This is a genomic window from Kribbella sp. VKM Ac-2566 (genome assembly GCF_004366005.1).
In the GTDB taxonomy this organism is placed as follows: Bacteria; Actinomycetota; Actinomycetes; order Propionibacteriales; family Kribbellaceae; genus Kribbella; species Kribbella pratensis.
In genome coordinates this window covers 1,555,353-1,579,584 of the sequence record NZ_SODT01000008.1, presented here as the reverse complement: position 1 = coordinate 1,579,584, position 24,232 = coordinate 1,555,353, and the positions used below count along the sequence as shown (strand labels likewise).

At 68.6% G+C, this 24,232-nt stretch carries 27 protein-coding genes; 18 read left to right on the top strand and 9 right to left on the bottom strand.

What is annotated here, in order from left to right:
- Positions 1 to 154: 154 nt before the first annotated feature.
- The 3 genes from EV647_RS10485 to EV647_RS10475 all read right to left on the bottom strand — a co-directional run bounded on the left by EV647_RS10485 (position 155) and on the right by EV647_RS10475 (position 2,108).
- Positions 155 to 730 (bottom strand): dihydrofolate reductase family protein, encoded by a 576-nt coding sequence (locus EV647_RS10485; protein ID WP_134001398.1) that lies wholly within the window; start codon positions 728 to 730, stop codon positions 155 to 157.
- Positions 731 to 813: 83 nt separating this feature from the next.
- Complete coding sequence (locus tag EV647_RS10480) at positions 814 to 1,404, bottom strand: dihydrofolate reductase family protein (protein WP_134001396.1); 591 nt, start codon at positions 1,402 to 1,404, stop codon at positions 814 to 816.
- Positions 1,405 to 1,475: 71 nt separating this feature from the next.
- Positions 1,476 to 2,108, bottom strand: a complete 633-nt coding sequence (locus EV647_RS10475) for a TetR/AcrR family transcriptional regulator (RefSeq protein ID WP_134001394.1) — start codon at positions 2,106 to 2,108, stop codon at positions 1,476 to 1,478.
- 80 nt (positions 2,109 to 2,188) lie between these two features.
- Here EV647_RS10475 and EV647_RS10470 point away from each other — a divergent pair, with 80 nt between their 5' ends.
- The 3 genes from EV647_RS10470 to EV647_RS10460 are packed head-to-tail and all read left to right on the top strand — an operon-like array spanning position 2,189 to position 5,181.
- On the top strand, positions 2,189 to 3,643 hold the full coding sequence (locus EV647_RS10470) for an NAD(P)/FAD-dependent oxidoreductase (RefSeq protein WP_134001392.1): 1,455 nt from the start codon (positions 2,189 to 2,191) through the stop codon (positions 3,641 to 3,643).
- A 54-nt stretch (positions 3,644 to 3,697) separates the two neighbouring features.
- On the top strand, positions 3,698 to 4,993 hold the full coding sequence (locus tag EV647_RS10465) for a hypothetical protein (RefSeq protein ID WP_134001390.1): 1,296 nt from the start codon (positions 3,698 to 3,700) through the stop codon (positions 4,991 to 4,993).
- Between the two features lie 8 nt (positions 4,994 to 5,001).
- Entirely contained in the window at positions 5,002 to 5,181 is a 180-nt protein-coding gene (locus EV647_RS10460; protein ID WP_134001388.1) for a hypothetical protein, read from the top strand.
- A 70-nt stretch (positions 5,182 to 5,251) separates the two neighbouring features.
- On the opposite strand, the gene EV647_RS10455 is transcribed toward EV647_RS10460, so the two are convergent.
- The gene (locus EV647_RS10455; protein WP_134001386.1) at positions 5,252 to 5,473 is read right to left on the bottom strand and encodes a hypothetical protein; all 222 of its coding nucleotides are present in this window, start codon (positions 5,471 to 5,473) and stop codon (positions 5,252 to 5,254) included.
- Positions 5,474 to 5,706: 233 nt separating this feature from the next.
- Here EV647_RS10455 and EV647_RS10450 point away from each other — a divergent pair, with 233 nt between their 5' ends.
- On the top strand, positions 5,707 to 6,591 hold the full coding sequence (locus tag EV647_RS10450; protein WP_166680271.1) for a phosphotransferase enzyme family protein: 885 nt from the start codon (positions 5,707 to 5,709) through the stop codon (positions 6,589 to 6,591).
- A gap of 3 nt (positions 6,592 to 6,594) precedes the next feature.
- Here the strand turns inward: EV647_RS10450 and EV647_RS10445 are convergent, their stop codons facing one another.
- Positions 6,595 to 7,344 (bottom strand): MerR family transcriptional regulator, encoded by a 750-nt coding sequence (locus EV647_RS10445; RefSeq protein ID WP_238175260.1) that lies wholly within the window; start codon positions 7,342 to 7,344, stop codon positions 6,595 to 6,597.
- 99 nt (positions 7,345 to 7,443) lie between these two features.
- Here EV647_RS10445 and EV647_RS10440 point away from each other — a divergent pair, with 99 nt between their 5' ends.
- A complete protein-coding gene (locus tag EV647_RS10440; RefSeq protein ID WP_134001380.1) occupies positions 7,444 to 9,276 on the top strand; it encodes a hypothetical protein in 1,833 nt (610 codons plus the stop codon).
- Positions 9,273 to 10,292, top strand: a complete 1,020-nt coding sequence (locus EV647_RS10435; protein ID WP_238177130.1) for an alpha/beta fold hydrolase — start codon at positions 9,273 to 9,275, stop codon at positions 10,290 to 10,292. The genes EV647_RS10440 and EV647_RS10435 overlap by 4 nt, the downstream gene beginning before the upstream one ends.
- Position 10,293: 1 nt before the next feature.
- Here EV647_RS10435 and EV647_RS10430 read toward each other — a convergent pair whose 3' ends face one another.
- Positions 10,294 to 10,707: a CHRD domain-containing protein gene (locus tag EV647_RS10430; RefSeq protein WP_134001378.1), complete on the bottom strand. Its 414-nt coding sequence runs from the start codon at positions 10,705 to 10,707 to the stop codon at positions 10,294 to 10,296.
- Positions 10,708 to 10,881: 174 nt separating this feature from the next.
- Here EV647_RS10430 and EV647_RS10425 point away from each other — a divergent pair, with 174 nt between their 5' ends.
- Genes EV647_RS10425 through EV647_RS10410 form a run of 4 tightly spaced genes read left to right on the top strand, consistent with a single transcriptional unit; the run spans position 10,882 to position 14,257 of the window.
- A complete protein-coding gene (locus EV647_RS10425) occupies positions 10,882 to 11,589 on the top strand; it encodes an SDR family NAD(P)-dependent oxidoreductase (protein ID WP_134001376.1) in 708 nt (235 codons plus the stop codon).
- A gap of 10 nt (positions 11,590 to 11,599) precedes the next feature.
- Positions 11,600 to 12,439 (top strand): NAD(P)-dependent oxidoreductase, encoded by an 840-nt coding sequence (locus EV647_RS10420; protein WP_134001374.1) that lies wholly within the window; start codon positions 11,600 to 11,602, stop codon positions 12,437 to 12,439.
- 22 nt (positions 12,440 to 12,461) lie between these two features.
- Positions 12,462 to 13,061: a TetR family transcriptional regulator gene (locus EV647_RS10415; RefSeq protein WP_134001372.1), complete on the top strand. Its 600-nt coding sequence runs from the start codon at positions 12,462 to 12,464 to the stop codon at positions 13,059 to 13,061.
- Positions 13,062 to 13,108: 47 nt separating this feature from the next.
- Positions 13,109 to 14,257 (top strand): CaiB/BaiF CoA-transferase family protein, encoded by a 1,149-nt coding sequence (locus EV647_RS10410; RefSeq protein WP_134001370.1) that lies wholly within the window; start codon positions 13,109 to 13,111, stop codon positions 14,255 to 14,257.
- Here the strand turns inward: EV647_RS10410 and EV647_RS10405 are convergent.
- The 3 genes from EV647_RS10405 to EV647_RS10395 are packed head-to-tail and all read right to left on the bottom strand — an operon-like array spanning position 14,232 to position 16,559.
- Positions 14,232 to 15,281 carry a LacI family DNA-binding transcriptional regulator gene (locus EV647_RS10405; protein ID WP_134001368.1) on the bottom strand — a complete coding sequence of 350 codons (1,050 nt, stop codon included), beginning with the start codon at positions 15,279 to 15,281 and terminating at the stop codon, positions 14,232 to 14,234. The genes EV647_RS10410 and EV647_RS10405 overlap by 26 nt on opposite strands.
- Positions 15,282 to 15,292: 11 nt before the next feature.
- Positions 15,293 to 15,610, bottom strand: a complete 318-nt coding sequence (locus EV647_RS10400) for a hypothetical protein (protein WP_133791058.1) — start codon at positions 15,608 to 15,610, stop codon at positions 15,293 to 15,295.
- A gap of 4 nt (positions 15,611 to 15,614) precedes the next feature.
- Positions 15,615 to 16,559 (bottom strand): DUF6772 family protein, encoded by a 945-nt coding sequence (locus EV647_RS10395; RefSeq protein WP_133791060.1) that lies wholly within the window; start codon positions 16,557 to 16,559, stop codon positions 15,615 to 15,617.
- Positions 16,560 to 16,749: 190 nt separating this feature from the next.
- On the opposite strand from EV647_RS10395, the gene EV647_RS10390 reads away from it, so the two are divergent.
- From EV647_RS10390 to EV647_RS10355, 8 genes are read left to right on the top strand one after another with little or no spacing between them, the layout of a single operon-like run.
- Entirely contained in the window at positions 16,750 to 17,466 is a 717-nt protein-coding gene (locus EV647_RS10390) for a helix-turn-helix domain-containing protein (RefSeq protein ID WP_134001366.1), read from the top strand.
- Positions 17,466 to 18,392 carry a nickel ABC transporter permease gene (gene nikB / locus EV647_RS10385; protein WP_134001364.1) on the top strand — a complete coding sequence of 309 codons (927 nt, stop codon included), beginning with the start codon at positions 17,466 to 17,468 and terminating at the stop codon, positions 18,390 to 18,392. Before EV647_RS10390 ends, nikB begins: the two co-directional genes overlap by 1 nt.
- A 51-nt stretch (positions 18,393 to 18,443) precedes the next feature.
- Positions 18,444 to 19,307 (top strand): ABC transporter permease, encoded by an 864-nt coding sequence (locus tag EV647_RS10380; protein WP_202870904.1) that lies wholly within the window; start codon positions 18,444 to 18,446, stop codon positions 19,305 to 19,307.
- Positions 19,307 to 20,293, top strand: coding sequence for an ABC transporter ATP-binding protein (locus EV647_RS10375; RefSeq protein WP_134001359.1), 987 nt, complete (start codon positions 19,307 to 19,309; stop codon positions 20,291 to 20,293). The genes EV647_RS10380 and EV647_RS10375 overlap by 1 nt, the downstream gene beginning before the upstream one ends.
- Entirely contained in the window at positions 20,283 to 21,287 is a 1,005-nt protein-coding gene (locus EV647_RS10370; RefSeq protein WP_134001357.1) for an ABC transporter ATP-binding protein, read from the top strand. Before EV647_RS10375 ends, EV647_RS10370 begins: the two co-directional genes overlap by 11 nt.
- Positions 21,284 to 21,880: a histidine phosphatase family protein gene (locus EV647_RS10365; RefSeq protein ID WP_166680270.1), complete on the top strand. Its 597-nt coding sequence runs from the start codon at positions 21,284 to 21,286 to the stop codon at positions 21,878 to 21,880. Before EV647_RS10370 ends, EV647_RS10365 begins: the two co-directional genes overlap by 4 nt.
- A complete protein-coding gene (locus tag EV647_RS10360) occupies positions 21,877 to 22,638 on the top strand; it encodes an endonuclease/exonuclease/phosphatase family protein (protein ID WP_134001354.1) in 762 nt (253 codons plus the stop codon). Before EV647_RS10365 ends, EV647_RS10360 begins: the two co-directional genes overlap by 4 nt.
- Before the next feature lie 11 nt (positions 22,639 to 22,649).
- Positions 22,650 to 24,155, top strand: coding sequence for an ABC transporter substrate-binding protein (locus tag EV647_RS10355; RefSeq protein WP_134001352.1), 1,506 nt, complete (start codon positions 22,650 to 22,652; stop codon positions 24,153 to 24,155).
- Positions 24,156 to 24,232 lie beyond the last annotated feature (77 nt).

Below are 24,232 nucleotides of genomic sequence, written 5' to 3'. Positions count from 1 at the left end.
TGTCGGGGGAGCGGCGGACCGGCGGTCTGGTGTGTGGTTCTGTTGGCGGATTCGCTGTCTGGCGTGGTGGTGGTTGTGGTGGCGTTCGGGGATCTGGCGTTGGGAGGGTGGTTTGCGCCTGTTGGTCAGAGGCGGGTGGGGTGGGGTGGTGGGATTAGGGGTGGAGGGTGGGGCGGTAGGTGAGTTCTTGGGTGTTGTCGTCGAGGGTGTGGGATTCGATCAGTTGCAGGTCGAGGTCGGGTGTGTTGTCGAAGATGCGGCCCAGGCCGCTCTGGCCGGTGATCACGGGGAAGATCGTGACCTGGACGCGGTCGACTAGGCCGGCGGCCAGGAGGGCGCGGTTCAGGGTCAGGCTGCCGTGGGAGCGCAGCGGTACGTCCGACTCTTTCTTGAGACGGGCGATGGCTTCGATGGGGTCGCCGTTCAGGACAGTGGCGTCCGGCCAGTCGAGTGGTCCTTCGAGGGTGTTCGACACCACCGTTGTCGGCAGGTTCCGCATTCGGGTCACCCATGGGTCCCGGACCTCGGACCCTTCGGAGCTCGAGGCCAGCATCGCCGCCATCCCCCGAAAGGTGTTGGCCCCGAGGACCAGCCGCTGCTCCTCACCGAACTGGTTGAAGCGGTGCTCGAGAAACTCCGGGCCTTGCTTCCCGAAGTAGCCGCCGAACGTCCTGCTGTTCGAGTAGCCGTCCAGGCTCGAGAAGATGTCGAAGGTGTAGCTGGCGGTCATGTTGTTCTCCCTGTTTGGTGGGCGCCTTCGGCGGCGCCTTCACCACTACTACGACCTCCTCGACCCCGATCCGACACCCGGGGTCAGGGAAGTTTGTAGATGAGGTGGGTGACGCCGGTTCCGTTGATGATTTGGGGGTCGGTGAAGGTGTGTGACTTGGTGAGGCCTTCGAGCATGGCGGTGCCGGAGCCCAGGGTAGTGGGGACGAGGTCGAGGCGGAGTTCGTCGAGGAGCCCGGCGTCGAGCGCCTGGACGACCGTTGTGCCGGGCCCGACGCCGACGTCGAGTGAGCCGGCGGCGGACTGCGCCTGGGCGATGGCTGCGGTGACGCCGTCGGTGACGAAGGTGTACGGCGTATCGGTGTCGACCCAGTCGGTGGGTGGTTCGTGGGTGACGACGAAGACGGGTTTGCCGAGTGGGTGTGAGCCGTTCCAGCCGTTGGTGGCATCGAAGAGGCGGCGGCCGACGACGAGCGCGCCGGTGCCTTCGAGCAGGTCGCGGAGGTAGGCGGCGGTGGCTGCGTTCGTGCGGTACGTCAGCCGGTCGGGCTGGCTGGTCGGGGTTTCGACGTCTCCAGCGGTACACCAGGCGAACAGACGGTCGAAGCCGGTTCCGTTCGGGCCGGCGATGAAACCGTCCAACGAGACCGACGCCTGCGCGTACACCTTGGGCATCTGAGGATCCTTTCGTCGAGTTGCCGGGTACGTCGGAGCCACGGCCGGATCCTCGACGCGGTCGCCAGTGATCAGGTGGTCTTGAGGGTGTGGAGGCCCTGCCAGAGGAGGTCTTGGAGGGTACGCGCGACCTTTTCGGGGGTGGGCGGCGTGGCGGCGCGGGTGCGCCAGATGGCGAGGCGTTCGGTGGCGCCGGAGATGCTCTGGGCAACGATCTGGACCTCGTCGTCGTCGACGGGGCGACCGGCGGGGAGGTTCATCCGGACCATCGTGGCGATCAGTTCGATGAAGGCCGCGCGGACCTCGTCGGTGGCTTCCGCGGCGGGGCCGGCGCTCAGCATGCCCTCGTCGACCAGGACGGACCACGCCTGCGGGTGCTCGTCGAGGAAACGGAACCAGGCCAGGAACCCGGCGTACAGGGCGTCCTCGGCGTCCGGCGCCGCCAGCACCGCGTCGGCGACGGTGTCCAGTAGTTGGCCGCGGAGCCGGGCGAGACAGGCGAGGAACAGGCCGTCCTTCGAGCCGTAGTACTGGTAGATCAGCGGTTTCGACACCCCGACCTGCGCGGCGACGTCGTCCATCGACGTGCCCTGGTATCCGCGCTCGCCGAAGATCCGCTCGGCCGCCTCGAGGATCTCCCGTTCCCGCGCGGCCCGGTCGCGACGGCGCTTCGGCGGGCCTGGGGGAACAGTGGTCGAGGTCACTTGCGCAGTCTAACTGACTCCGAGTAACTTACTACGAGTAAGTTCCGCACGAGTAACTACCGACGGGCTGGAGAAACCGCATGAGCGAGCGGCATCGGATCGTGGTGATCGGCACCGGGTTCGCGGGCATCGGGATGGCGGTCCGGCTGAAGCGGGCCGGGTACGACGACTTCGTCGTACTGGAGCGCGCCGAGGATGTCGGCGGAACCTGGCGGGACAACACGTACCCGGGCTGCCGGTGTGACGTGCCGTCGCACCTGTACTCGTTCTCGTTCGCCCCGAACCCTGACTGGTCGTCGACGTTCTCGCCGCAGCCCGAGATCGAGGACTACCTGCGGAACGTCACCGAGTCGTACGGCGTTCGCCCGCACATCCGCTTCGGCAACACGGTCGAATCCGCGCGCTGGGTGGACGGCGCCTGGCAGATCACCACGAACCAGCAGACGTTCACCGCGGACATCCTGCTGTCCGGGATGGGTCCGCTGGCGGAACCGTCGTACCCGAAGCTGCCCGGGATCGAGGACTTCGAGGGCGAGGTGTTCCACTCGGCGCGCTGGAATCACGACCTGAACCTCAGCGGTCGCAAGGTCGCCGTGATCGGGACCGGCGCGTCGGCGATCCAGTTCGTGCCGGCGATCCAGCCCGAGGTCGAGGAACTGCATCTGTTCCAGCGGACGCCGCCGTGGGTGATGCCGCGACCCGACCGCAAGATCACCGCTGCGGAGAGGGCGATCTACCGGCGGTTCCCGCTGGTGCAGAAGGCTGTCCGGGCCGGGATCTACTGGGGTCGCGAGTCGATGGTGCTCGGGTTCACCAAATTGCCCGCGATCATGAAGCAGGCGCAGAAGATCGCCGAGAAGCACCTCGCGCACCAGGTCCGCGACCCGCTGCTGCGGGCCAAGCTGACGCCGGACTTCACCCTCGGCTGCAAGCGCGTGCTGATCTCCGACGACTACTACCCGGCGCTGGCGCGGCCGAACGTCGAGGTGGTCACCGACGGGATCGCCGAGGTGACGCCGACCGGCATCGTCACGACCGAGGGAGTGAAGCACGAGGTCGACACGATCATCCACGGCACCGGTTTCAAGGTCACGGACCTGCCGGTGATGGACATGGTGCACGGTCGCGACGGTGTCTCGCTGCGCGAGGCGTGGGCCGACGGCATGGAGGCTCATCTCGGTACAGCGATCGCCGGCTTCCCGAACTTCTTCATGCTGATCGGCCCGAACACCGGTCTCGGGCACAGCTCGATGGTGTTCATGATCGAGTCCCAGATCGCGTACATCCTCGACGCGCTCAAGACCATGGATGCCCAGGGGTTGCGAGAGGTCGAGGTACGGCGGGATGTGCAGCGCGCGTTCGTCGACGGGGTCCGCTCGTCGATGCGGAACACGATCTGGACCCGCGGCGGCTGCACCAGTTGGTACCTGGACTCGGAGGGACGCAACACGACCCTGTGGCCGTCGTTCACGTTCCGGTTCCGGCAGCTCACCCGGCGCTTCGATCCCGCCGAATATCAGACCCTCGCTATGTGACATCAGTCGTGTTACATTCGATCGGTCGAATAGTCCGGTGGATCGGAGTACGCGGTGCTGCCACTGCATGGGATCGGCGGTCGAGGGGACCTGCCGGTGCCGTTGTGGCTGGCGATCTACTCCGCCGGCGCCGCCGTCGCGGTGTCGTTCTTCGCGCTCGCCGCGTTCTGGTCGCGCCCGCGGTTCGAGCGGGCCATGGGCCGGCCGCTGGAGGTCCTGACCCGGATCGTCGACCACCCGGCGACGCGCGTCGTACTGAAGCTGGCCGGGCTAGCGGCGCTGGCACTCCTGCTCGGGGCCGCATGGTTAGGCAAACCCGAGCCGTCCCTGAATCCGGCGCCGACCTGGCTGTATATCTGGATCTGGGTCGGCATCATCCCGCTCTCGCTGCTCTGCGGACCGATCTGGCGGCTGGCGAACCCGCTGCGGACGGTCGCGGGCCTGGTACGGCGTACGGCGTACCGGCCCCTCCCGCACGGGATCGCGTACTGGCCTGCAGTGGCCGGTCTGGCCGGCTTCCTCTGGCTCGAACTGGTGTACCCGGAAGGCTCCGACCCGCGGGTGGTCGCGATCTTCACCACGACGTACGCCGTCCTGAATGTTGCCGCAGGCATCGTTTACGGCCCGTCCTGGTTCGCGATCGGGGACAGCTTCGAGGTGTACGCCGAGACGCTCGGCCGACTGAGCCCTCTCGGCCGCGGCGCGAGTGGCCGGCTCGAACTGCGGAATCCGCTCGCCGGACTCGCGACGATGCCGCAGCAGCCGGGAATCGTCGGGCTGCTGTGTCTGCTGCTCGGGTCGACGGCCTTCGACGGAATCTCCCGCTGGTCGGTGTGGACACGACTGACAGGTGGGCTGGGCCACATCCCTGTTTACACGTTGGGGTTGATCGCCGCGGTCGCGATCGTGACGGCCCTCTTCCTGCTGGCCGCACGGGCAACCGGCGCGGCGCAGATCCGACCTGCCGCCATTGGTCCCGCCGGGTTGCCGGGTGCGTTCGTGCACTCGCTGGTGCCGATCGCGATCGGGTACGCCGTCGCGCACTACTTCTCGTTCGCGATGTTCCAGGGTCAGGAGGGCTGGCTGCTCGCAACCGACCCGTTCGGGCGCGGGTGGAACCTGCTCGGGACGAGCGGTACCCGGATCGACTACGCGTTCCTCGGGACCGGGCTGATCGCGGGGGTCCAGATCGGTGCGATCGTGCTCGGGCACGTACTCGGGGTCGTGTCCGCGCATGATCGCGCTGCCGAGCTGTTCCGGCGCCGGCAGTTGCGCAGGGCGCAGTACCCGATGCTGGCCGCGATGGTCGCCTTCACGGCCGGCGGAATCGCTCTGGTGACGGCGTCATGATCGGCGAAATGATCACGCTGCACCTGGGCGGGATTCCCGAGACCGCGATGGTCCTCGGCCCGATCCTGCTGATCCTCGCCTTCGTCCGCATCGCCCGCCGCAACGACGCGAACCTCCCCGACGACGAGGACGACTGGAACTCCGATCTAGGTGATCTTCCCGACCGGCGCGACCTCACCAAGAAATAGGACATCACCCGGGGAATAAGTGAGGCCCGGCAAACCCCCTGCGGTTCGCCGGGCCTCAATCCCCGTTGGTTCAGGCGGCCAGAGCCGGTTCGTAGTACCCGCTGACGCGGGACGGGGCGGTCGTGCGGGACAGTTCGGCGAGCCTGGCGCAGCCGGCGGCGAGGGCGGACTCGAGGGTCGGCCACGCGTCGACGCACCAGTAGGGGTCGTCGGGCTGCCGGTCGTTGTCGTCGTCGATGTCGGCACACCAGCCGCCGGAGCGGACGCGGTGGACATGCAGTCGGAGTTTCATTGCAGTCAGCTTTCAGAACGGCAGGGGACGTCCGGACGGGGTCCGGAGATCGAGGGTCTGAGTCTGCCGACGGGTCGTGGTGGTGCGGGGCCGCCGGCGGATCTGGATCTGGCGCATCCTCTTCCTCCTGCCTGGTGTGTCCTGGTAGCTATACGCTCGCGCATGAGGACCGGTTCAGGCATGCGGAGGATTACCTATCTGCCCCCGGACCTTCCCTCAGGGAGGATGCAGGGGTGGACAGTCTGCTGAAGCGCTGGGGACTTCAGGCGTACGACGTACGCCCGCTCACCGAAGGCACGAACAACACCGGGTACTACGTCGGCGACGAGTTCGTGCTGCGCATCCACCGCAATGCGATCGCTCCAACATACGAGCATGCGGTACTGCGGGCCTTGAGCGGACTGTCCTTCGCCGTACCGGTGCCCGTGCCCGCTGACGGAGAAACCGCACTACGTGGCGAACTCAACGGCCAGACGGTCCTGGCGAGTCTGAGTCGCCGCATCCCCGGCGAGCACCCGGGGCGCGGCGATACCGCGAGCGCGGAGGCGTGCGGACGTGCACTGGCCGAGTTGGACCATGCACTCGCTCGGCTTGACCCAACCGAGCTACCGCCGCCGTTCGTGTGGGACGGCGACCTGACCAACGTCCACCCGCGGGTGCCGAGCATCGATCGGGTCATCGACGGCGTGTCCGCGGAGGACCGGGACGACGTCGCCCGAATCCTCACCGGCATCGGCCCGCGGTCCGACCTGCCGCGGCAGATCATCCACGGCGATTTCGCGATGACGAACGTACTGATGGCCGGCGGCCGGGTCACCGCGATCCTGGACTTCGAGACCGCGGGCGTCGGCTTCCGGGCGATGGATCTCGCGGTCGGCCGGTTCTTCTTCGGGGAGGTCGGACACCCGAGTGCGGCGTTCCAGCGCGGGTACCTCGACGCGTTCCCGCTGACGGATGCGGAGCTGTCCGCGCTCCGCGAGCTCGAACTGATGCGCGAGGCAACAAGTTTCGTGCACTGGTACGGGCGGTACGTCGACAGACAGATCACCGCCGAGAACCTCGCCGACCGAGTCGAACGCCTGCGCAGAGTGGATGACTGGGCGAGTGAGCGCCGGTAGCGTCTAGCCGGTCGAGGGCAGCGTCTTCGGGTCGAGTCCGAGCTCTTCGTAGGCGACGATCTCGATCTCGCGGGACATCGCCTCCCGGAACGCCGCGACCAGCGCCTGTCCGGCCAGCGGGATGATGCCCTCGAGCGTGCGCTGGATCTCGGGCCATCCCTCCGTAGGCATGCCGGCGTTGGTGAAGTCGCGCCAGACGGTCGAGCGGAACAGTTCGACGTACGTCTTGGCGACCGCGTCGGCCTGCGCGAAGAGCTTCGGCAGCATCTCGAAGATCGCCTGCATCGGTACGCCGAGCTTGATCACCTCGAGGCCTGTCCGCAGCAGGTCCGAGTTCGCGATCCGGAGCCGCCCGTCGTCCAGCCGCTCGGCGATCCCGAGCTCGACCAGCCGCTCGATCACCGCGGGATCGTGCGGTACGCCGGCCCGCTCGGCCAGTTGGAACTCGTCGAGCACCTCCGGCTCGGCCGGGGTCCACGGATTCACCAGGGTTTCGAAGACGCCGAGCGCCATCGCGCCGTCGGGCAGTTCGCCCAGCATCCGCTCGACCGCGGCCAGCGTGTACCCCTTGGCGAGCAGTTCGCGGACGAGCGTCAGCCGGGCCACGTGGTCCTGGCCGTAGTACCCGGTCCGGCCGACCAGCCGCGGCGGCGGGATCAGGCCGCGCCCGGCGTACGCGCGTACGTTCCGCACCGTCATGCCCACCTTGGCGGCGAGCTGGTCGACGGTGAGCTCCTCGTCCTGTGCATCCACCCTTGACAGTCTTCCAGACTTCACGTTACATAGCTGATGTAACATCACCCATGGCGCATACTCTGTGTTGGAAACGACGCAGTGTCCCGAAGGAGTCCCATGGTCATCCCGCTGGCGACCACCGGTACGGCGACGTTCGACCAGATCGCCATCGTCACCGGCGTGGTCGGGCTGCTGTACGTCGCACTCGCCGGGCTGTTGTGGCGCGAACGCACCGGCCGCGTCACGCTGGTAGGTAGGTTCGCGGACACCATCGGGAGACTGGACGGAGTCCCCCGATGGGCCGCACTCACGCCGTACCTGCACGCGGTCTCGCTGCTTGCCTGCGCGTTCGGGGTCTGGTGGGACATCGCGGTGCACATCGACAAGGGCCGCGACACCGGACCGTTCGGGACGCCGGCGCACTACCCGATCTTCTTCGGGATCCTCGGTGTGATCGTCTCCGGCGTACTGCCGATCGCACTCGCACGGAAGCCACTGCCGGCCAGGACCATCAAGCTGACCAAGGGCTGGCGGATCCCGTGCAGCGCCGCGCTGATCACGGTCTGCGGCACGTTCGCGCTCGTCGGGTTCCCGCTCGACGACGTCTGGCACCGGCTGTTCGGTGAGGACGTCACGCTCTGGGGGCCGACGCACCTGCTGATGATCGGCGGCGTGGTCTTCTCGATCTTCGCGCGGCTGCTGGCGATCGCCGAGGTCGAGCAACTGATGGGTATCAATAAGCGCCGGCTGTTCCAGGAGCTCGTGTCGGTCGGCGCGCTGCTGATCGCGTGGGACCTGTTCAGCACCGAGTTCAACTACGGCGTACCGCAGTTCCCGCTGATCCTGCAGCCGCTGCTGATCGTGTTCGGCTCGGCGATGGCGTTCACGATCCTGCGGGCGCGCCGCGGTCCCGGGACGACGTTCGCCGCATTGGCCGTGTACCTGGTGATCCGCGGCGGCATCGCGTGGGCGGTCGCCGAGCCGCTCGGTGAGATCGTCGGGCATTTCCCGTTGCTGATCGTCGAGGCACTGCTGGTCGAGGTCGTGGCGTTTGCCCTCGGCAACAAGAACCGCTTCCGGCTGGGGCTCGTCTCCGGGGTCCTGATCGGGACCGTCGGCGTGGTCGCGGAGTACGCCTGGAGCCAGGTCTGGATGCCGATCGCGTGGCCGTCGTCGATGCTGCCGTCCGCGATCGGGTACGGCGTGATCGTCGGAGCCGGCGCCGGCCTGGTCGGGGCCTGGCTCGCGACCCGGTACGCCGAGGTGGCCGGCGAGGACCGCGCGATCGGGATCAAGCACATCCGCCCGGTCGCGGTCCGGCGTACTCATCAACTGGGTGCGGTCGGACTGGTCGCGGTGGTGGCGACGGTGCTCTTCTGCGTGCCGCGGACAGCGGATGCGGGTGTGTCCGGGGTCGTGTCGTTGGAGCGGGTGGCCACGGGGGCCGAGCCGACGGCGTACGTCACCATCACGCTCACGCCTGCTGACGCGGCGGCCCATGTCGACGGGGCGCGCTGGTTCGAGGCGCTTGCCTGGCAGGGCGGCGGGCTGGTGTACCACTCGATGCAGAAGGTTGCCGACGGCACGTACCGGTCGGCGGACCCGCTGCCGATGTACGGGAAGTGGAAGTCGATGATCCGGCTGCACCAGGGGCCGCGGGACATGGTGGCGGCCTGGGTGTACGCGCCGGAGGACCTGGCGATCGCGAAGCCCGCGATCCAGGTGTCGAACGGGCAGACGGTCGAGTTCGTGAACGAACAGCAGACGCTGCGCCGCGAGGAACGGACCGACGTGCCACGATGGATGTGGAACGCCGGCTACGCGCTGCTCGCGGTCGTCGGGCTGCTCGAGGTGATCGGGATCGCCTGGCTGGTCGGGCGCGGCGCCCGCGGCGGACGGATGCGGGCGGCTCATCTCGCCGCCGGCGATCGGGAACGGGAGACTGCGTGACGATCCAGTTGGAGCGGTCCGGGGTGACGACCGCGGACGGAGTACGGCTGAACGTCGAGATGACCGGGCCGGCCGACGCGCCAGTGACGGTGCTGCTCGTGCACGGGTGGACCTGCTCGACGCGCTCCTGGCACAACCAGGTGGAGGGCCTGCCGCAGATCCTCGGGCCGGATGCCGTGCGGGTCGTCACGTACGACCATCGCGGACACGGTCGTTCGGACGCTGCGCCTGCCGGTACGACGCGGCTCGATCAGCTGGCCGACGACCTGGTCACGGTCCTCGACGAGGTCGTCGGCGACGGCCCGGTCGTGTACGCCGGGCACTCGATGGGTGGCATGACCCTGATGGCGGCCGCCGACCGGCACCCGGAACTCTTCGGCTCCCGCATCCGCGCGGCGGCCCTCGTCAGCACCACCTCGGGCCGCCTGACCGAAGGCGCCCTCGGCCTCCCCACGAGGTTCGACCCCGCAGCCACCCGGATCGCACCACGCGTGCTGAACGCGGTCGGTAAAAGAATCGATCGCCGCGACGCGCGCCGAGCGCAAGCCCGTGCCGCCGAGGCGGAAGCGCGTGTGGCCGCGGCGGAAGCGCGTGCGGCGGAGCTGGCCGATCGAGGGCGCGTCGCCGGCGCGGCGCACGGTGCCGCGGTTCTCGCCGCCGCCCTGCAACGGCCGGCTCTACGACGGGTGGTGTTCGGGAAGAACCCGGATCCGGCCGAGGTCGAGCTGTTCATGGCAGACCTGGCTGTGGTGCCCGGGGCGTCGTACGGCGGATTCTTCGAGACGATGCTGGAGCACGATCGCGGACACGCGCTGAAAGTGCTCGACCAACTGCCGGTCGAGATCATGCACGGCACCCGCGACCGCCTCCTCCCGCCGCGGCACGCAAACCGCATCGCCGCAGAGCTCCCGAGCGCACGCCTGTGGATCTACCCCGGCGCCGGACACATGCTCATGCAGGAGCGGCCCAGGGACGTGACCCATCGGCTCGCGTCCCTGGCCCGCAAGGTGAGCTGAGCTACTTCAGCTGGCCGCGGATGGCGCCTGCCGGGAACGTCGCGGTGTGGATGTTGACGTAGTACGCCTTCGGGTCGGCGGTGATGCCGGCGGCGAGGTCGGCACTGATCGTGGTGCAACCCGATCCGGGGTTCGCGGCCACGGACAGCGGGATGACGACCGGTCCGGCGACGTTGCGCGGGGCGAGGTGGACGTGTGCGGCCGTGGCGGGCTCGATGTCGTGCCAGCTCAGGGTCCAGCAGAACGTGGTGCCCTCGATGGTGTAGGTGAAGAACCCGTGGCCGTCCGGGTCGGCGGCCGCGGCCTCCTGCCCGCCGTTCAGCGGGATGGCCGGTGCGGCGCTCGCGGCCGGCATCCCGAAGGCAGCTGCCGCGAGAACGGCGGCCGTGGCCGCGATGGTCGTGCGTACGGACATGATTCCTCCTGGTCCATGGGGTGCTCGGTCGTCCCCCTGGTCGGGACACGTCCGGAAACCGTGAGTGGTTCGATCGAGCAGCGCCGGCGCACATGTAACTAACTGTTGACTTACTTCCGTGCGCCGTGCATGCTGTATATATCCAGTTAGTTACTTCATCGAACGGAGTAGATCATGTCCACCATCCTGATCACCGGCGCGAACAAGGGCATCGGCTTCGAGACGGCCCGCCGGTTGATCGCCGCCGGCCACACCGTGTACGTCGGCGCCCGCGACGCCGAGCGCGGCCGCACCGCCGCCGAAGCCCTCGGGGCCCGGTTCGTCCAGATCGACGTGACCGACGACGCGTCCGTCGAGGCCGCGGCCAAGTCCGTCGAGGCCGACGGAGGTCTCGACGTGCTGGTCAACAACGCCGGCATCGAGCCGCGCGCGGACGACGGCGGTTTCCTCGCCGTCGGCGACGTAACAGCCGACAGCATGCGCACCGTGTTCGAGACCAACGTGTTCGGTCAGGTCCGGACGCTGCACGCCTTTCTGCCGCTGCTGCAGCGCTCCGCGGCTCCCGTCGTCGTCAACGTCAGCAGTGGCCTCTCCCTGGTGCGCGACCTCGTGGACCAGCAGTCGCCGTCGCACTTCTACCCGGGTGTCGAGTACCCGGCCTCGAAGGCCGCTGTCAACATGGTCACGGTGCAGTACGCGAAGGCGTTCCCAGGCGTCCGGATCAACGCCGCCGACCCAGGCTTCACGGCCACCGACCTGAACCACCACGCCGGGACTCAGACCGTCGAGCAAGGCGCCGAGGTCATCGTCAGGCTGGCGCAGGTCGCTCCGGACGGACCGAGCGGCGAGTTCTTCGACGCTGCCGGCAAGCTGGCGTGGTAGGGGATCTGCGATGTCTGACAACAAGCCCACGGTCGGCTTCATCGGATTCGGCGACCAGGGCGCCCCGATCGCGCAGGCGATCGCCGACGGCGGCTATCCGCTGCACGTCTGGGCGCGGCGCCCCGAGTCGCTGATGGCCTTGGAGGGCCACGCTTTCACAACCCACTCGAGCGTTTCCGAGCTGGCGGCGGTCAGCGACATCGTCGGGCTGTGCCTCCGCGAGGACTCCGACAACCTCCAGGTCGCGGTCGAGGGTCGCCTGCTGGAGAACATGCGTCGCGGCGCTGTCCTGGTCAATCACGGCACCGGTCTGCCGCAAGCAGCGCGCGAGCTCGCCCGGCTCGCCGAACCGTACGGCGTCGAGGTGCTGGATGCCCCGGTCAGTGGCGGCCGCGCCGTCGCCTTGGCGCGGCAGCTCACCACGATCGTCGGCGGCCGGACGCAGGTCGTCGAGCGCCTGACTCCGGTCTTCCGGACCTTCTCCAAGGAGGTCATCCACGTCGGCCCGGCCGGCTCGGGGCAGTACGGCAAGCTGTTCAACAACGCCCTGATGATGATGAACCACCAAAACGTCATCGAGGTGCTCGATCTGGCGCGGTCCCTCGAGTTGCCGATCCGGCCGCTGCTCGACGTACTGCGCTCCGGATCGGCGAGCAGCTTCGCCCTGCAAGCCATCGGCCCCTCGATCACCTCGGAGAACGTGCACCACCTGCAACCGCTCGAACTCCTTGACATGCAGCTGTTCAGCGGTGCCGTCGACGCCCTCGGTAACCAGGCGCGCACCGTCGTCGAACGCGCGATCGACGGCGCCCGGCGGCTGGACGAGTTGACCGCCGTCGTCGGTGCCTGACCTGGATGAGAGGGTGAGCTACATGTCCGACCGCAGCACCCGGCGCCCACGCGATGCAGCGGCCACCAAGGCGTTGCTGTTGCGCGCCGCGACGGAGGAGTTCGCGGAGTACGGGCTCGCGGGTGCCCGGATCGACCGGATCGCCGACCGCGCGGGTGTCAACAAGCGCCTGATCTACGTGTACTTCGGCGACAAGGACGCCCTGTTCGACGCGGTCGTGGACGACCAGGCGCAGGCGGTCGTCAAGGCCGTACCGCTCGAGGACGGCGACCTCACGCAGTTCGCCGCGAGCCGGTTCGACTACGTGCTGGCCAATCCGGAAGCCAGGCGGATCGCCATTTGGCGCGCGTTCGAACGCGCCGAACCGACCGACGCGGAGCTGGCCAGTTATCGCGAACGTCTCGACGTGGTCGCCGCGGCGCAGCGCGACGGCAGGCTGCGCGCCGACATCCCGGCCGCGGACCTGTTCGCGATCGTGCTGCGGATGACCGAGAGCTGGTTGAGTGCGCCGGCGGGGCTGCGTGCCGCGGTCGAGGACGAAGCCTCGTCCGCCCGGCGCCTGAGCGAGCACCGCTCAGCGTTGCTGGCCGCCGTTCGCAGCGTCGTCGAGCCGCCCGGGTGAGAACGGCGTCACTGCCGGCCGCCGCTGTCTCGCCTACCCTCGACCTCGTGCAGAACCTTCTCTCGGACGTCGTCGTGGTGGATCTGACCCGTGCGCTGGCCGGGCCGCATGCGGCGATGATGCTGGGGGATCTCGGGGCGCGGGTGATCAAGGTCGAGACACCGAACGGCGGCGACGACAGCCGCGGCTGGGGGCCGCCGTTCGTGGACGGCGAGTCGACGTACTACCTGTCGGCGAACCGCAACAAGGAATCGGTGACCGCCGACCTGAAGTCGGACGAGGGCAAGGAGTTCCTGACCAAGCTGGTCCGCAGGGCCGACGTCCTGATCGAGAACTTCCGGCCGGGTGTGCTGGACCGGCTCGGGTTCCCGGTTGACCGGCTGCACGAGCTCAACCCCGGCCTGGTGATCCTGTCGATCACCGGGTTCGGGCACGACGGCCCGGAGGGCGGCCGCGCCGGGTACGACCAGATCGCCCAGGGCGAGGGCGGCCTGATGAGCATCACCGGCGAGACCGAGCCGACGAAGGTCGGCCCCCCGATCGCCGACCTGCTGGCCGGGATGTACGGCGCGTACGGCGCCCTGGCCGCACTCCACGAGCGATCGATCACCGGCAAGGGCCGGGTCGTCCGGACCAGCCTGCTCGCCTCGGTCGTCGGCGTGCACGCGTTCCACGGCACGAAGTGGACGGTCGCCCACGAGCTGCCCGAACGCGTCGGCAATCATCACGCGCAAATCGCGCCGTACGGGCTCTATCGGACCCAGGACGACATCGTGCAGGTCGCGATCGGCAGCGAAGGCCTCTGGCGGTTGTTCGCGCCGATCGTGGCACTCGACCCGGCCGACGAGCGCTTCGCCACGAATTCCCAGCGGGTCGCACACCGCGACGAACTGACGGCCGCGATCGAGGGCGCGTTCGCCACCGATCACGCCGACGTGTGGCTGCAACGCCTTGCGGACAAGGGGATCCCGGCCGGCAAGGTCCGCGACTTCCAGCAGGTGTACGACTGGGAGCAGACCCGCTCACAAGGGCTGCTGATCGACGTCCAGCACCCGACGCTTGGTGCCATCCAGCTCCCCGGCCCGCCGTTGCGCTTCGACGACAACCAGTACGCCGGTGCGCGCGAGACCAACCTCCCGCCGCCGCGGCTCGGCGAGCACAACGAGTCGGTCAGAGCCTGGCTGGAGTCCGAGTAGACGCGCGAACCACCAGCTCCGGACGGATCAGCGTCTTGCGCGGGCGCTCGTTCGCATCCCGCTTCAGCCGTTGCAGGAGCAGGTCAACTGCCGTCGTACCGACCTCGGCGGCCGGCAGCCGGACACTGGTGAGAGGCGTCTGCAGGTACGCCGCGTAGGGGTGGTCGCCGTACCCGGTGATCGCCAGGTCGCGCGGGACCTGCAGGCCGCGTTCGGCGAGGATCCGGAGCAGGCCGAGCGCGAAGTAGTCGTTGCCGGTGACGATCGCGTCCGGCAGGGCGAGCGACTGCGCGAAACGGTACGCCTCCTCCGGCTGCCAGGGCAGCGCCAACGAGTCGTACCGTCGCGTCGGGACCGTGCGGATCAGGTCGTCGGAGACCTCGAGCCCGCCGTCGGCCATGGCTCGGCGGAATCCTGTGATCCGGTCGGCCGTGGTGGTGATCGGCAGGTCTTCTTCCAACAGGAGCAGGCGGCGCGCACCGCCCGCGATCAGGTGGCTGGTGGCCTCGTACGACCCGCGTTCGTAGTCGACTCCGACCATGTCGCAGTCGAGCTCGGGCACGTCACGGTTGACGAACACCAGTGGGATCCCGCTGTCCCGGACGCGGCGCCAGTGGTCCCACTCGGCTTGCACCGGTACGACCACGGCGCCGTCGACCGCGGAGCGCAGCAACGCCTCGGTGGCGCGCTGCTCGTTCTCCACGCTCTCGTCGGTGACGAGCAGCAGCAACGAGTACCCCTGGGCGCGGACCCGGAGCTCGATGCTGCTGATCAGCTGCGCGTAGAACGGGTTCGAGGGGTTCGTGATGACGAGGCCCAGTGTCATCGCGGAGCCGAGCACCAGTGACCGCGCCAGCGTGTTCGGGACGTACCCGATCCGCGCGGCCTCGGCCTGGACGGCGGCCCGCGTGCTCGCGCTGACGCTGTCCTTGTCGCCGAGCGCGCGCGACACGGTGTTCACCGACAGGCCGAGCGCCGTCGCGATGTCCCGCAACGTCGGCCGCGGCCGTGGGCCCTCCGTCATCCGAACCTCTCTTACGCCTTCACGGCCAGGTGGATCCGTACCTGCACCGAGCCTTCGACCTTAGCGCGAAGCCGCAGCCAGTGACCGAACCCGGTGGCCGGCCAGCTCACCAGTGCGCCGGGCTCGACCACATGTTCCAGGTCGTCCAGGTCGCACCAGGTGAGCCCGTCGGGGGAGACCTGGGTGACGTACGTCGCCGTACCGTCGCCGCCGACGTGCTGCACGAACCAGCGCGCCTCACCGGCCCAGGCGACCTCGTAGGGCTCGGTCGCGAAGCGGGTGTCGAACGTCGTGTCGCGTTCCAGCACCGCCGTCATGGACTGTCGCATGGGCCTACCAATCAACCGAGATGAGGACGGAGTCGAGGAAGAGGAAGTTGCGCACCGAGCTGTGCGTGCGGACCGAGAAGTAGAAGTTCAGCAGGTTCTCGAGCGTCTCGTAGCGTTCCTCGTACGGCGGAACCGGGACGTCGCGCATGTCCATCACCCGGTCGTTGACCTGCAGCTCCACGTTGCGCCGCTTGTCGGTGTCGATCAGCCAGCGCAGGTAGTGCCAGTTCACCTTCGTCGGGACCTCGTTGTAGCAGAGCTCCTGCGGCTCGCCGAACGCCTGCCAGTCCTCCGGGTTCGGCGCGGTGAAGTCGGCGGCGTACTCCAGCTTCACCTTGCCCTCGAAGTGCTCGCGCGGCGTCGGCTCGGGGACAGTCGGTGCCATCCACTGCCGGGTGAAGTGGTTGTCCAGGTCGGTGTTCTGGTAGCGCGCGACCGTGTGGTAGCGCAGACCGCCGTCGCCACACAGGTCGGTGGCGACCGTGAACGCGCCGAACTGCGCCTCGGACGGGTGCGTGTTGCCGTCCCACTGGACGTCGCCGAAGTTGTCCAGCTCGGCGCCGCCCCCGAGGGTCGCCTCGGACTTGAAGGCGAAGTACGTCTCGAGCTGGACGAGGCCGCGGCCGCTCATCGTGAGCCGGCGGATCGCGACCGCCGTGTGACCCTTGTACGGGCGGGTCGCGAGCTTGAGCGCGTACGTGCCGCTGAGCGCTCCGTGCGTACCGATGTCGAAGAAGTTGCAGGCCGACAGTTGTGGCGGCCGGAAGTCGCGCATGTGGTCGTCGACCGTGCTGAGGTCGCCGCGACCGTTGTAGTTGCCGAGCAGCTCGGTCCAGCCGTGCGTCCCGCTGTCGAACTCGTCGAAGGCCAGGATCCGCGGCAACGGTGAGAACTTGGACAGCCGGGGATCGGCGGACAGTAGCGCGGCGCGCACGTCGGATGTCGTCACGCAGTGCCTCCCAGGGCGGATTAGGTGGATGTGGTGTGAAGTTAACGTTCACGGGAATTGACCGTCAACGGGCCGTTTCATCCTCAGCAACGGTGGTCTATTGACACGTAAATCCCACACTTCTACGGTGCATTAACGCTACCGTTAACGTTCACGGCAGCCTTCCCTATGATTCCGCCGGGAGGCACCAATGCAGTCGCTGAGCCGTGCCCTCACCGTCCTGGCCGAGCTCAACCGCGAGGACCGCGCGTACGGCGTGACCGAGCTGGCCGTCACCGTCGGCCTGCACAAGAGCACCGTGCACCGGATCCTCGCCACGTTCTGCGCCCATGGCCTGGCCGACCGCGTCGACGACCACCGCTACACGGCCCGCGACGGCCTCGCCGCGCTCCGCCTGACGACGCAGCGCCGCGTGGGTCCCGAGCACACGCTGACCGACCTCGGCGACCGCCTCGGTCGGCTGGTCGTGCTGGCGAAGCCGCTACCGAAGACCGGCGGGACGGTCCTGCAGGTAGCAGCAGTCGCGGGCGCCGGCACGCACGGCGGAGTGCGTGGCGCTCGGCCGCAGGGCGGGCCGAGCGGCACCCCGGCGTCGTCCGGCAGTCTCCGCGTTCAGCCGGGCCACGCCGTTTCGCTGCATCGCAGCGCTCTCGGCCGGGCCTACTTGTCGGGGCTTCCCGCCGATCAGGTGACGGGCACGCCCGATCTCCTCGACACGCTGCAGCGCATCCGGGTGTCGGGCTTCGCGCACAACTCCCGGCCGGTCGCCTCGCTCCCGCGGATGGTCGCCGTGCCGGTGCGGGGACCCGACGGCTCATGCGCCGGCGCGTTGGGCGCCGAACTCGTCCAGCCCGGCTCTGTCGACGAGGTCCGGCGCGTGGTCTCCGTACTGCGGAGCGGCGTCTGATGGGGGCGTACGTCGTCCGGCGGTTGTTCTTCTCGCTCTTCGTGCTGTGGGGCGCGGTCACGATCATCTTCGTCGTACTGCGGCTCGTACCCGGCGACCCGGCGTACATCATGCTCGGGCCCGATGCGGACCAGGCGCAGGTGGCGGCCTTGCGGGCGCAACTCGGGCTCGACCAGTCGCTGATCCAGCAGTACGCGACGTACCTGGCGAACGTCGTGCATCTGGACTTCGGCGAGTCCTTCCGGCTGAACGCGGACTCGATGAGCCTTGTACTGCAACGGGTTCCGGCCACGATCCAGCTCGCGACGACCGCGTTGCTGCTGTCGTTGCTGATCGGTCTGCCGCTCGGTGTGATCGCGGCGTTGCGGGCGCACAGCTGGGTGGACCGGGCGATCTCGGTGTTCTCGCTGATGGGCCAGTCGACACCGTCGTTCTGGCTGGGGATCGTGCTGATCCTGGTGTTCGCCCGCGGGCTGAAGGTGCTGCCGAGTGCGGGCTCGGGGTCCTGGGCGCATCTGGTGCTGCCGACGATCACGCTGGCGTTGCCGTTCCTGGCGATCCTGGTGCGGCTGACACGCAGCGGACTGCTCGAGGTCGTCCATGAGGGCTACGTGCAGACCGCGCGCGCGAAGGGTCTCAGCGAGGGGATCGTCGTCCTGGTGCACGCGATGCGGAACGCGCTGATCCCGATCGTGACCGTCGTCGGTCTGCAGTTCGGGGCGTTGCTCGGCGGCACGGTGATCGTCGAGACGGTGTTCGCCTGGCCGGGGGTCGGGCGGTTGCTGATCGACTCGATCGGGCGCCGCGACTACGGCGTCGTCCAGGCCTCGATCTTGCTGGTGGCAACGATCTTCGTGCTGATCAATCTGCTCGTGGACCTCTTGTACGGCTTCCTGGACCCGCGGGTCCGTCTGGCTGGTGACTGAACGATGACTTCCTTCCCCACCCCGAGCGAAGCGAGGGATGCAGGGATTTCCTTGGCGGCTCCGGTGGCCGCGCGCCGTCGTACCCGGGCCGGGTCGGCCCGGATCCGGTTCGGGTTCGCGGTGATCGCGGTGTACGTCGTGGCCGCGGCGATCGGGCCGTGGCTGTTCCGGTACAACCCGGTCGACACCCGGACCGCGGACCGGCTGAAGCCGCCGTTCACCCGGTTGTCCGACGGGTCGTTCGCGATCTTCGGCACCGATCAGGTCGGGCAGGACCTGTTCGCGCAGATGTTGCAAGGGGCAAGGATCTCGATCGCGGTCGGTCTGGCGACGCTGGTGCTGGCCGGGACCATTGGCGTGACCATCGGTCTCGCCGCGGGGTACTTCGGCGGCTGGCTGGACGGCGTCCTGATGCGGCTCGCGGACATCCAGTTGGCGTTCCCCTCGATCCTGCTGGCGATCTTCATTGCCGCGCTGCTCGGTCCGTCGGTGGTGAACGTGGTGATCGTGCTCGCGGTGGCGAACTGGGTGACGTTCGCGCGGGTTGCTCGCGGGCAGGCGCTGGCGACGCGGCGGCGGGAATTCGTCGACGCGTCGCGGACGTTGGGGGCCGGGACCTGGCGGCTGATCACCCGTTGCGTGCTGCCGGCGTGTGTCGCGCCGGTGCTGGTCGTGGCGACGGTCGAGATCGGTCACGTGATCCTGGCCGAGGCGTCGCTGAGCTTCCTCGGTCTCGGGACGCCGGCTTCGACACCCAGTTGGGGTGTGACGATCGCGAACGGGCGCAACTACCTCGCCGACGCGTGGTGGATCTCGACGATCCCGGGCATCGCGCTGGCCTTCCTGGTGATCTCGCTCGGCGTCCTCGGTGACGCCCTCCGCGACCGCTACGACCCACGGCTGAGGAGTCTGTGATGGCGCTGCTGAGTGTGCGCGACCTGCGGGTCGAGTTCGCCACTTCTGGTGGAGTGGTGACGGCCGTCGACGGGGCGTCGTTCGAGGTCGGCGCCGGTGAAACCGTTGCCCTGCTCGGCGAATCGGGCAGCGGCAAGAGCGTCACCGCACAGGCCGTGATGGGGATCGTGCCGAAACCGTCCGGCCGGGTGTGCGGTGGGTCGATCACGTACGACGACCGCGACCTGCTCGCACCGGGTGTCGCGAAAGGCCTGCGCGGGCGGGAGATCGCGATGGTCTTCCAGGACCCGTTGAGCTCGCTGAACCCGGTGTTCCGGGTCGGTGCGCAGATCGGCGAGATGTTCCGCCGGCATCGTGGCGCCTCTCGCCGGGAGGCACGGGCCGCCGCGTTGGACCTGATGAAGCGGGTCGGGATCCCGGCCGCCTCCAAACGGCTGGACGATTACCCACATCAGTTCTCCGGCGGGATGCGGCAGCGGGTGATGATCGCGATGGCGCTCGCGTTGTCGCCGCGGCTGCTGATCGCGGACGAGCCGACGACCGCGCTGGACGTCACGGTCCAGGCGCAGATCATGGACCTCCTCGCCCGGCTGCAGGCCGAGGAAGGCATGTCGCTCGTCCTGATCACCCACGACCTCGGCGTCGTCGCCGGCGTGGCCGACCGGGTGATCCTGATGTACGCCGGACGCGTCGTCGAGACCGGCCCGCTGCGCGAGGTCTACGAACACAGCGGCCACCCGTACACCTCCGGCTTGATGGCATCGATCCCCGAGCTCGAAGGCCCGCGCCAGCGCCTCGTCCCCATCCAGGGTTCACCACCCGACCTGCTGGCCCTGCCCTCCGGCTGCTCGTTCCGCCCCCCCTGCCGGTACGCCGACGAACAGTGCGCCGAGGTCGAACCCGTTCTCCGTCAGTTGCCCGGCCGCCCCAGCACCCACCAGGCCGCCTGCCACCACCCGGAAGGAGTCCTCACCGATGTCCACTGAGTCTCCCTTGCTTTCGGTGCGTGACCTGCAGACCTCGTTCCCCATGCGGTCGGCTGTGCTCCGGCGTACCGTCGGGCAGATCCAAGCTGTCGCGGGCGTCTCCTTCGACATCCCGGCCGGTGGGACGCTGGGGCTGGTAGGGGAGTCGGGGTCGGGGAAGTCGACCGTCGCGCGGACTATCATCGGGCTGGAGAAGGCGCAGTCGGGGAGCATCGTCTTCGACGGTGACGAGCTGACCTCGTTGCCCAAGGCATCGATGCGCCGGGTCCGCCGGCAGCTGCAGATGATCTTCCAGGACCCGTACGCGTCGCTCAACCCCCGCGCGACCGTCGAGCAGATCATCGCCGAGGCCTGGCAGATCCACCCCGACGTCGTGCCCCGGAACCGGCACCGCGCCGAGGTCCGCGACCTGCTCGAGCGGGTCGGTCTCAACCCCGACCACGCGGAGCGGTACCCGCACCAGTTCTCCGGCGGGCAACGGCAGCGCATCGGCATCGCCCGCGCGCTCGCGCTCCGCCCGAAGCTGGTGATCTGCGACGAAGCGGTCTCCGCACTGGACGTGTCGGTGCAGGCACAGGTCCTCAACCTGCTCGACGATCTGCGCCGCGACCTCGGGCTCGCGTATCTGTTCATCGCCCACGACCTGTCCGTCGTACGGCACATCTCCGACCGCGTCGCGGTGATGTACCTCGGGCGGATCGTCGAGACCGCGTCCCAGGACGAGCTGTTCACCCGGCCGTTGCACCCGTACACGCAGGCGCTGTTGTCCGCGGTGCCGGATCCGAAGCCGTGGGACAAGCCGGCCCGCGAGCAGATCATCATCGGCGGCGATGTGCCGTCGCCCGCTGATCCGCCGTCCGGGTGCGGTTTCCGGACCCGCTGCTGGAAGGCCACGGACCGCTGCGCGCACGACGTTCCCGAGCTGATCACCCGCCTCGACCTGCACCCCGCTGCGTGCCACTTCGCCGCCGAACTGGAAGGAGCCGTCTCGTGACCGAACTGGTTCTCCTCCGCCATGGCGAGTCGGTATGGAATGCCGAGCACCGCTACCAAGGTCAGCAAGGTACGGGCCTGAGTGCACTCGGCCGGCAGCAGGCGAAGCAGGCAGCGGAATACCTGCAGTCGTTCGAGTTCGACGCGATTGTCGCGAGCGACCTGCAGCGGGTGACTGAGACGTTGCAGCCCTACCTGGACAGCCAGGATCACCTCGAGGTCCGCGTCGACAGGCGATGGCGAGAGATCGACGTCGGGACGTGGGGCGGGCGGATGATCGCGGACGTCGCTGCCGAGGAGCCGGACGTCGTCGAGGCCTTCGCGCGTGGTGAGGACGTTGCTCGCGGGGGTGGCGAGACCTTCCGGCAGTTGCGAGCACGTGTGTGGGAAGCGGCGCAGGACATCACGAGGTCCGGCGTACGGCGGGTGCTGGTGGTGACGCACGGTGGACCGATTCGCGTCGCGGCGGCGTCGGCGCTCGGGCTGCCGGCTGGGGACGAGATGGTGCTGGATCCGCCGGGGAACTGCTCGCTCACCACGCTCCGGCTCGACGGACTCACGTCGTACAACGTGCCGACCGGGATGGACCGATGACTTTCACCTTCGTGGCGATGACCTACAACCTGTGGTCCGAGTTCTATCTCGACCAGCGCCGGGACGCGATCGCGAGCCTCTTCACGACGCGGCCGCCCGACCTGCTCGCCGTACAGGAGCTCCGGCCGGCGACTCGCAAGCTGCTCGACGACGTCCTGCCCGACCACGACCGCATCGACGGGACCGCAGGCTGGGAGACCCAGAGCAACCTGTGGTGGCGACGTGACCTGTTCACGTACGTCGAGCACGGGGCCGAGGACGTCGGCATCCTCTCGCCCGACGCGCACCTGTTCTGGGTCCGGCTGCGCACGCCCGACGACACCGAGCTGATCTTCAGTACGGCGCACCTCACCTGGCCCGGCCACTCCGACGAGCGGACCGATCACGTCAACCGCCGGATCGCCCAGGCCCGCGCGATCGGGGAGGCCCTCGAACGGTTGGCCGGCGACGGCGCCTGCCTGTTCACCGTCGACATCAACGACATCGGCCCACCGCAGTGGGAGCTCGGGAACGCCGGGTTCCTGGACAGTTTCACCGCCCTCGGCCGGCACTCACCGGTGACCCATCCGGTCGTGCCGACGGTCGCGACCGGTCCGATCCGGACCCGGCTGTCACCGCTCGCCTCACCACCCAAGGCGATCGACTGGATCTTCGCCCGCGGCCCACTCGCCGCCCGGTCCAGCGAGGTCGTCGACTTCTTCCACGACGGCCGCGCCCCCTCCGACCACTACCCGGTCGTCGCCACCTACACGCTCTGAGGAGAACCCCTGTGCTGAGGAAGCGATTAGGACCTGTGGCGGCGCTGGTCGCCGTCACCCTAGGTGTGGCCGCGTGCTCGCCGGCCAGTGAACCGAGCAGCGGCGAGCAGGTCCTGCGGTACGCGCCGGCGATGTTCCCGGTGTCGCTGGACACCCACAAGTACGCCGGCGAGGAGGCCGTGCAGACCGCGATCCAGCAGATCATGGAGCCGCTGGTCCGCGTCGACGACGGGAAGATCGTCCCGGTCCTGGCCACCTCGTGGGAGAACCCGGACCCGAACACGTGGGTGTTCGAACTCCGCTCCGGCGTGAAGTTCTCCGACGGTACGCCGTTCACCGCGAAGGACGTGGTGGCGTCGTACGAACGGCACAAGAAGCTCGACGGCCCGCTCGTACCGCTCTACTCGACGGTGACGTCGTTCGCGGCCACCGACGACCAGACCGTCACGGTGAAGACCAGCAAGCCGCTCGGCACGTTGCTGAGTTCGCTGACGCTGCTGTTCATCGGGCCGGCCGGAAAGATCAACACCGACGGGTTCTTCACCAAGCCGATCGGGACCGGGCCGTTCACGGTCTCCTCGTTCAAGCCCGACGAGAAGCTCGAGCTGGCCGCGAACCCGACGTACCGGGACGGCGCGCCGAAGCTGAGCAAGCTCGAGTTCGTGAACATCCCGGAGGTCGCCGGGCGGATCACCGGGCTGGAGAACGGCGAGGTCGACGTACTGACGCAGATCCCGCCCGACCAGGTCGGGTCGGTCAAGGGCAGCGACCAGATCAAGTACGAGACGACGCCCAGCTGGACGTACTACTTCGACTGGTTCAACTCCAACCGGAAACCGTTCAACGACAAGCGGGTCCGGCAGGCGATGTGGCACGCGCTCAACCTCGAAGGCACCGTGAAGGACCTCTTCGGCGATCTCGCGTCGGTCGCACAGGCGCCGCTGGCCCAGGGTGTGATCGGTGCGCCCAAGCTCTCGCCGTACACCTATGACCCGGCGAAAGCGAAGCAGCTGCTCACCGAGGCCGGCTACCCGAACGGGTTCACCACGTCGATGCAGTGGCCGCTCGAAGGCGGCCCGAACATCCGGGCGCTGGCGCAGGCGATGATCTCGGACTGGGCGAAGATCGGCGTCACGGTCAAGCCGCTGGAGAAGGAACGCGCGCAGTGGCTCGAGGACTTCGGCAAGCTGAACTGGGACATGAACCTGCAGACCAACGTGACCGGCACTGGTGACGCCGACTACACACTGGCCCGCCTGTACGTGTGCACTGCCAAGCGCAACGGCTACTGCAATCCGGCGCTCGACAAGCTCCTGCTCGACGCCCGCTCATCGGTCGACCAAGCGGCCCGTCCCAAGCTCTACCAGCAGGCCGGCCAGACGATCTGGGACGACGCCGTCGGGATCTTCCCCGCCGAACTGGCCTCCAACTCCGCCGTCCGTTCCCGCGTCCAGGGCTTCGTGATGCCCCCGAGCGGCCGCCCGCTCTTCGCCAAGGTGAGCGTGTCCGGAAGCTGACACCTTTCCATCCAGATCGAACAGCTGCCCCTCCCACCCGTTCGGCACCGAAGCTGGGTCACGGTTCTTACCGTTGA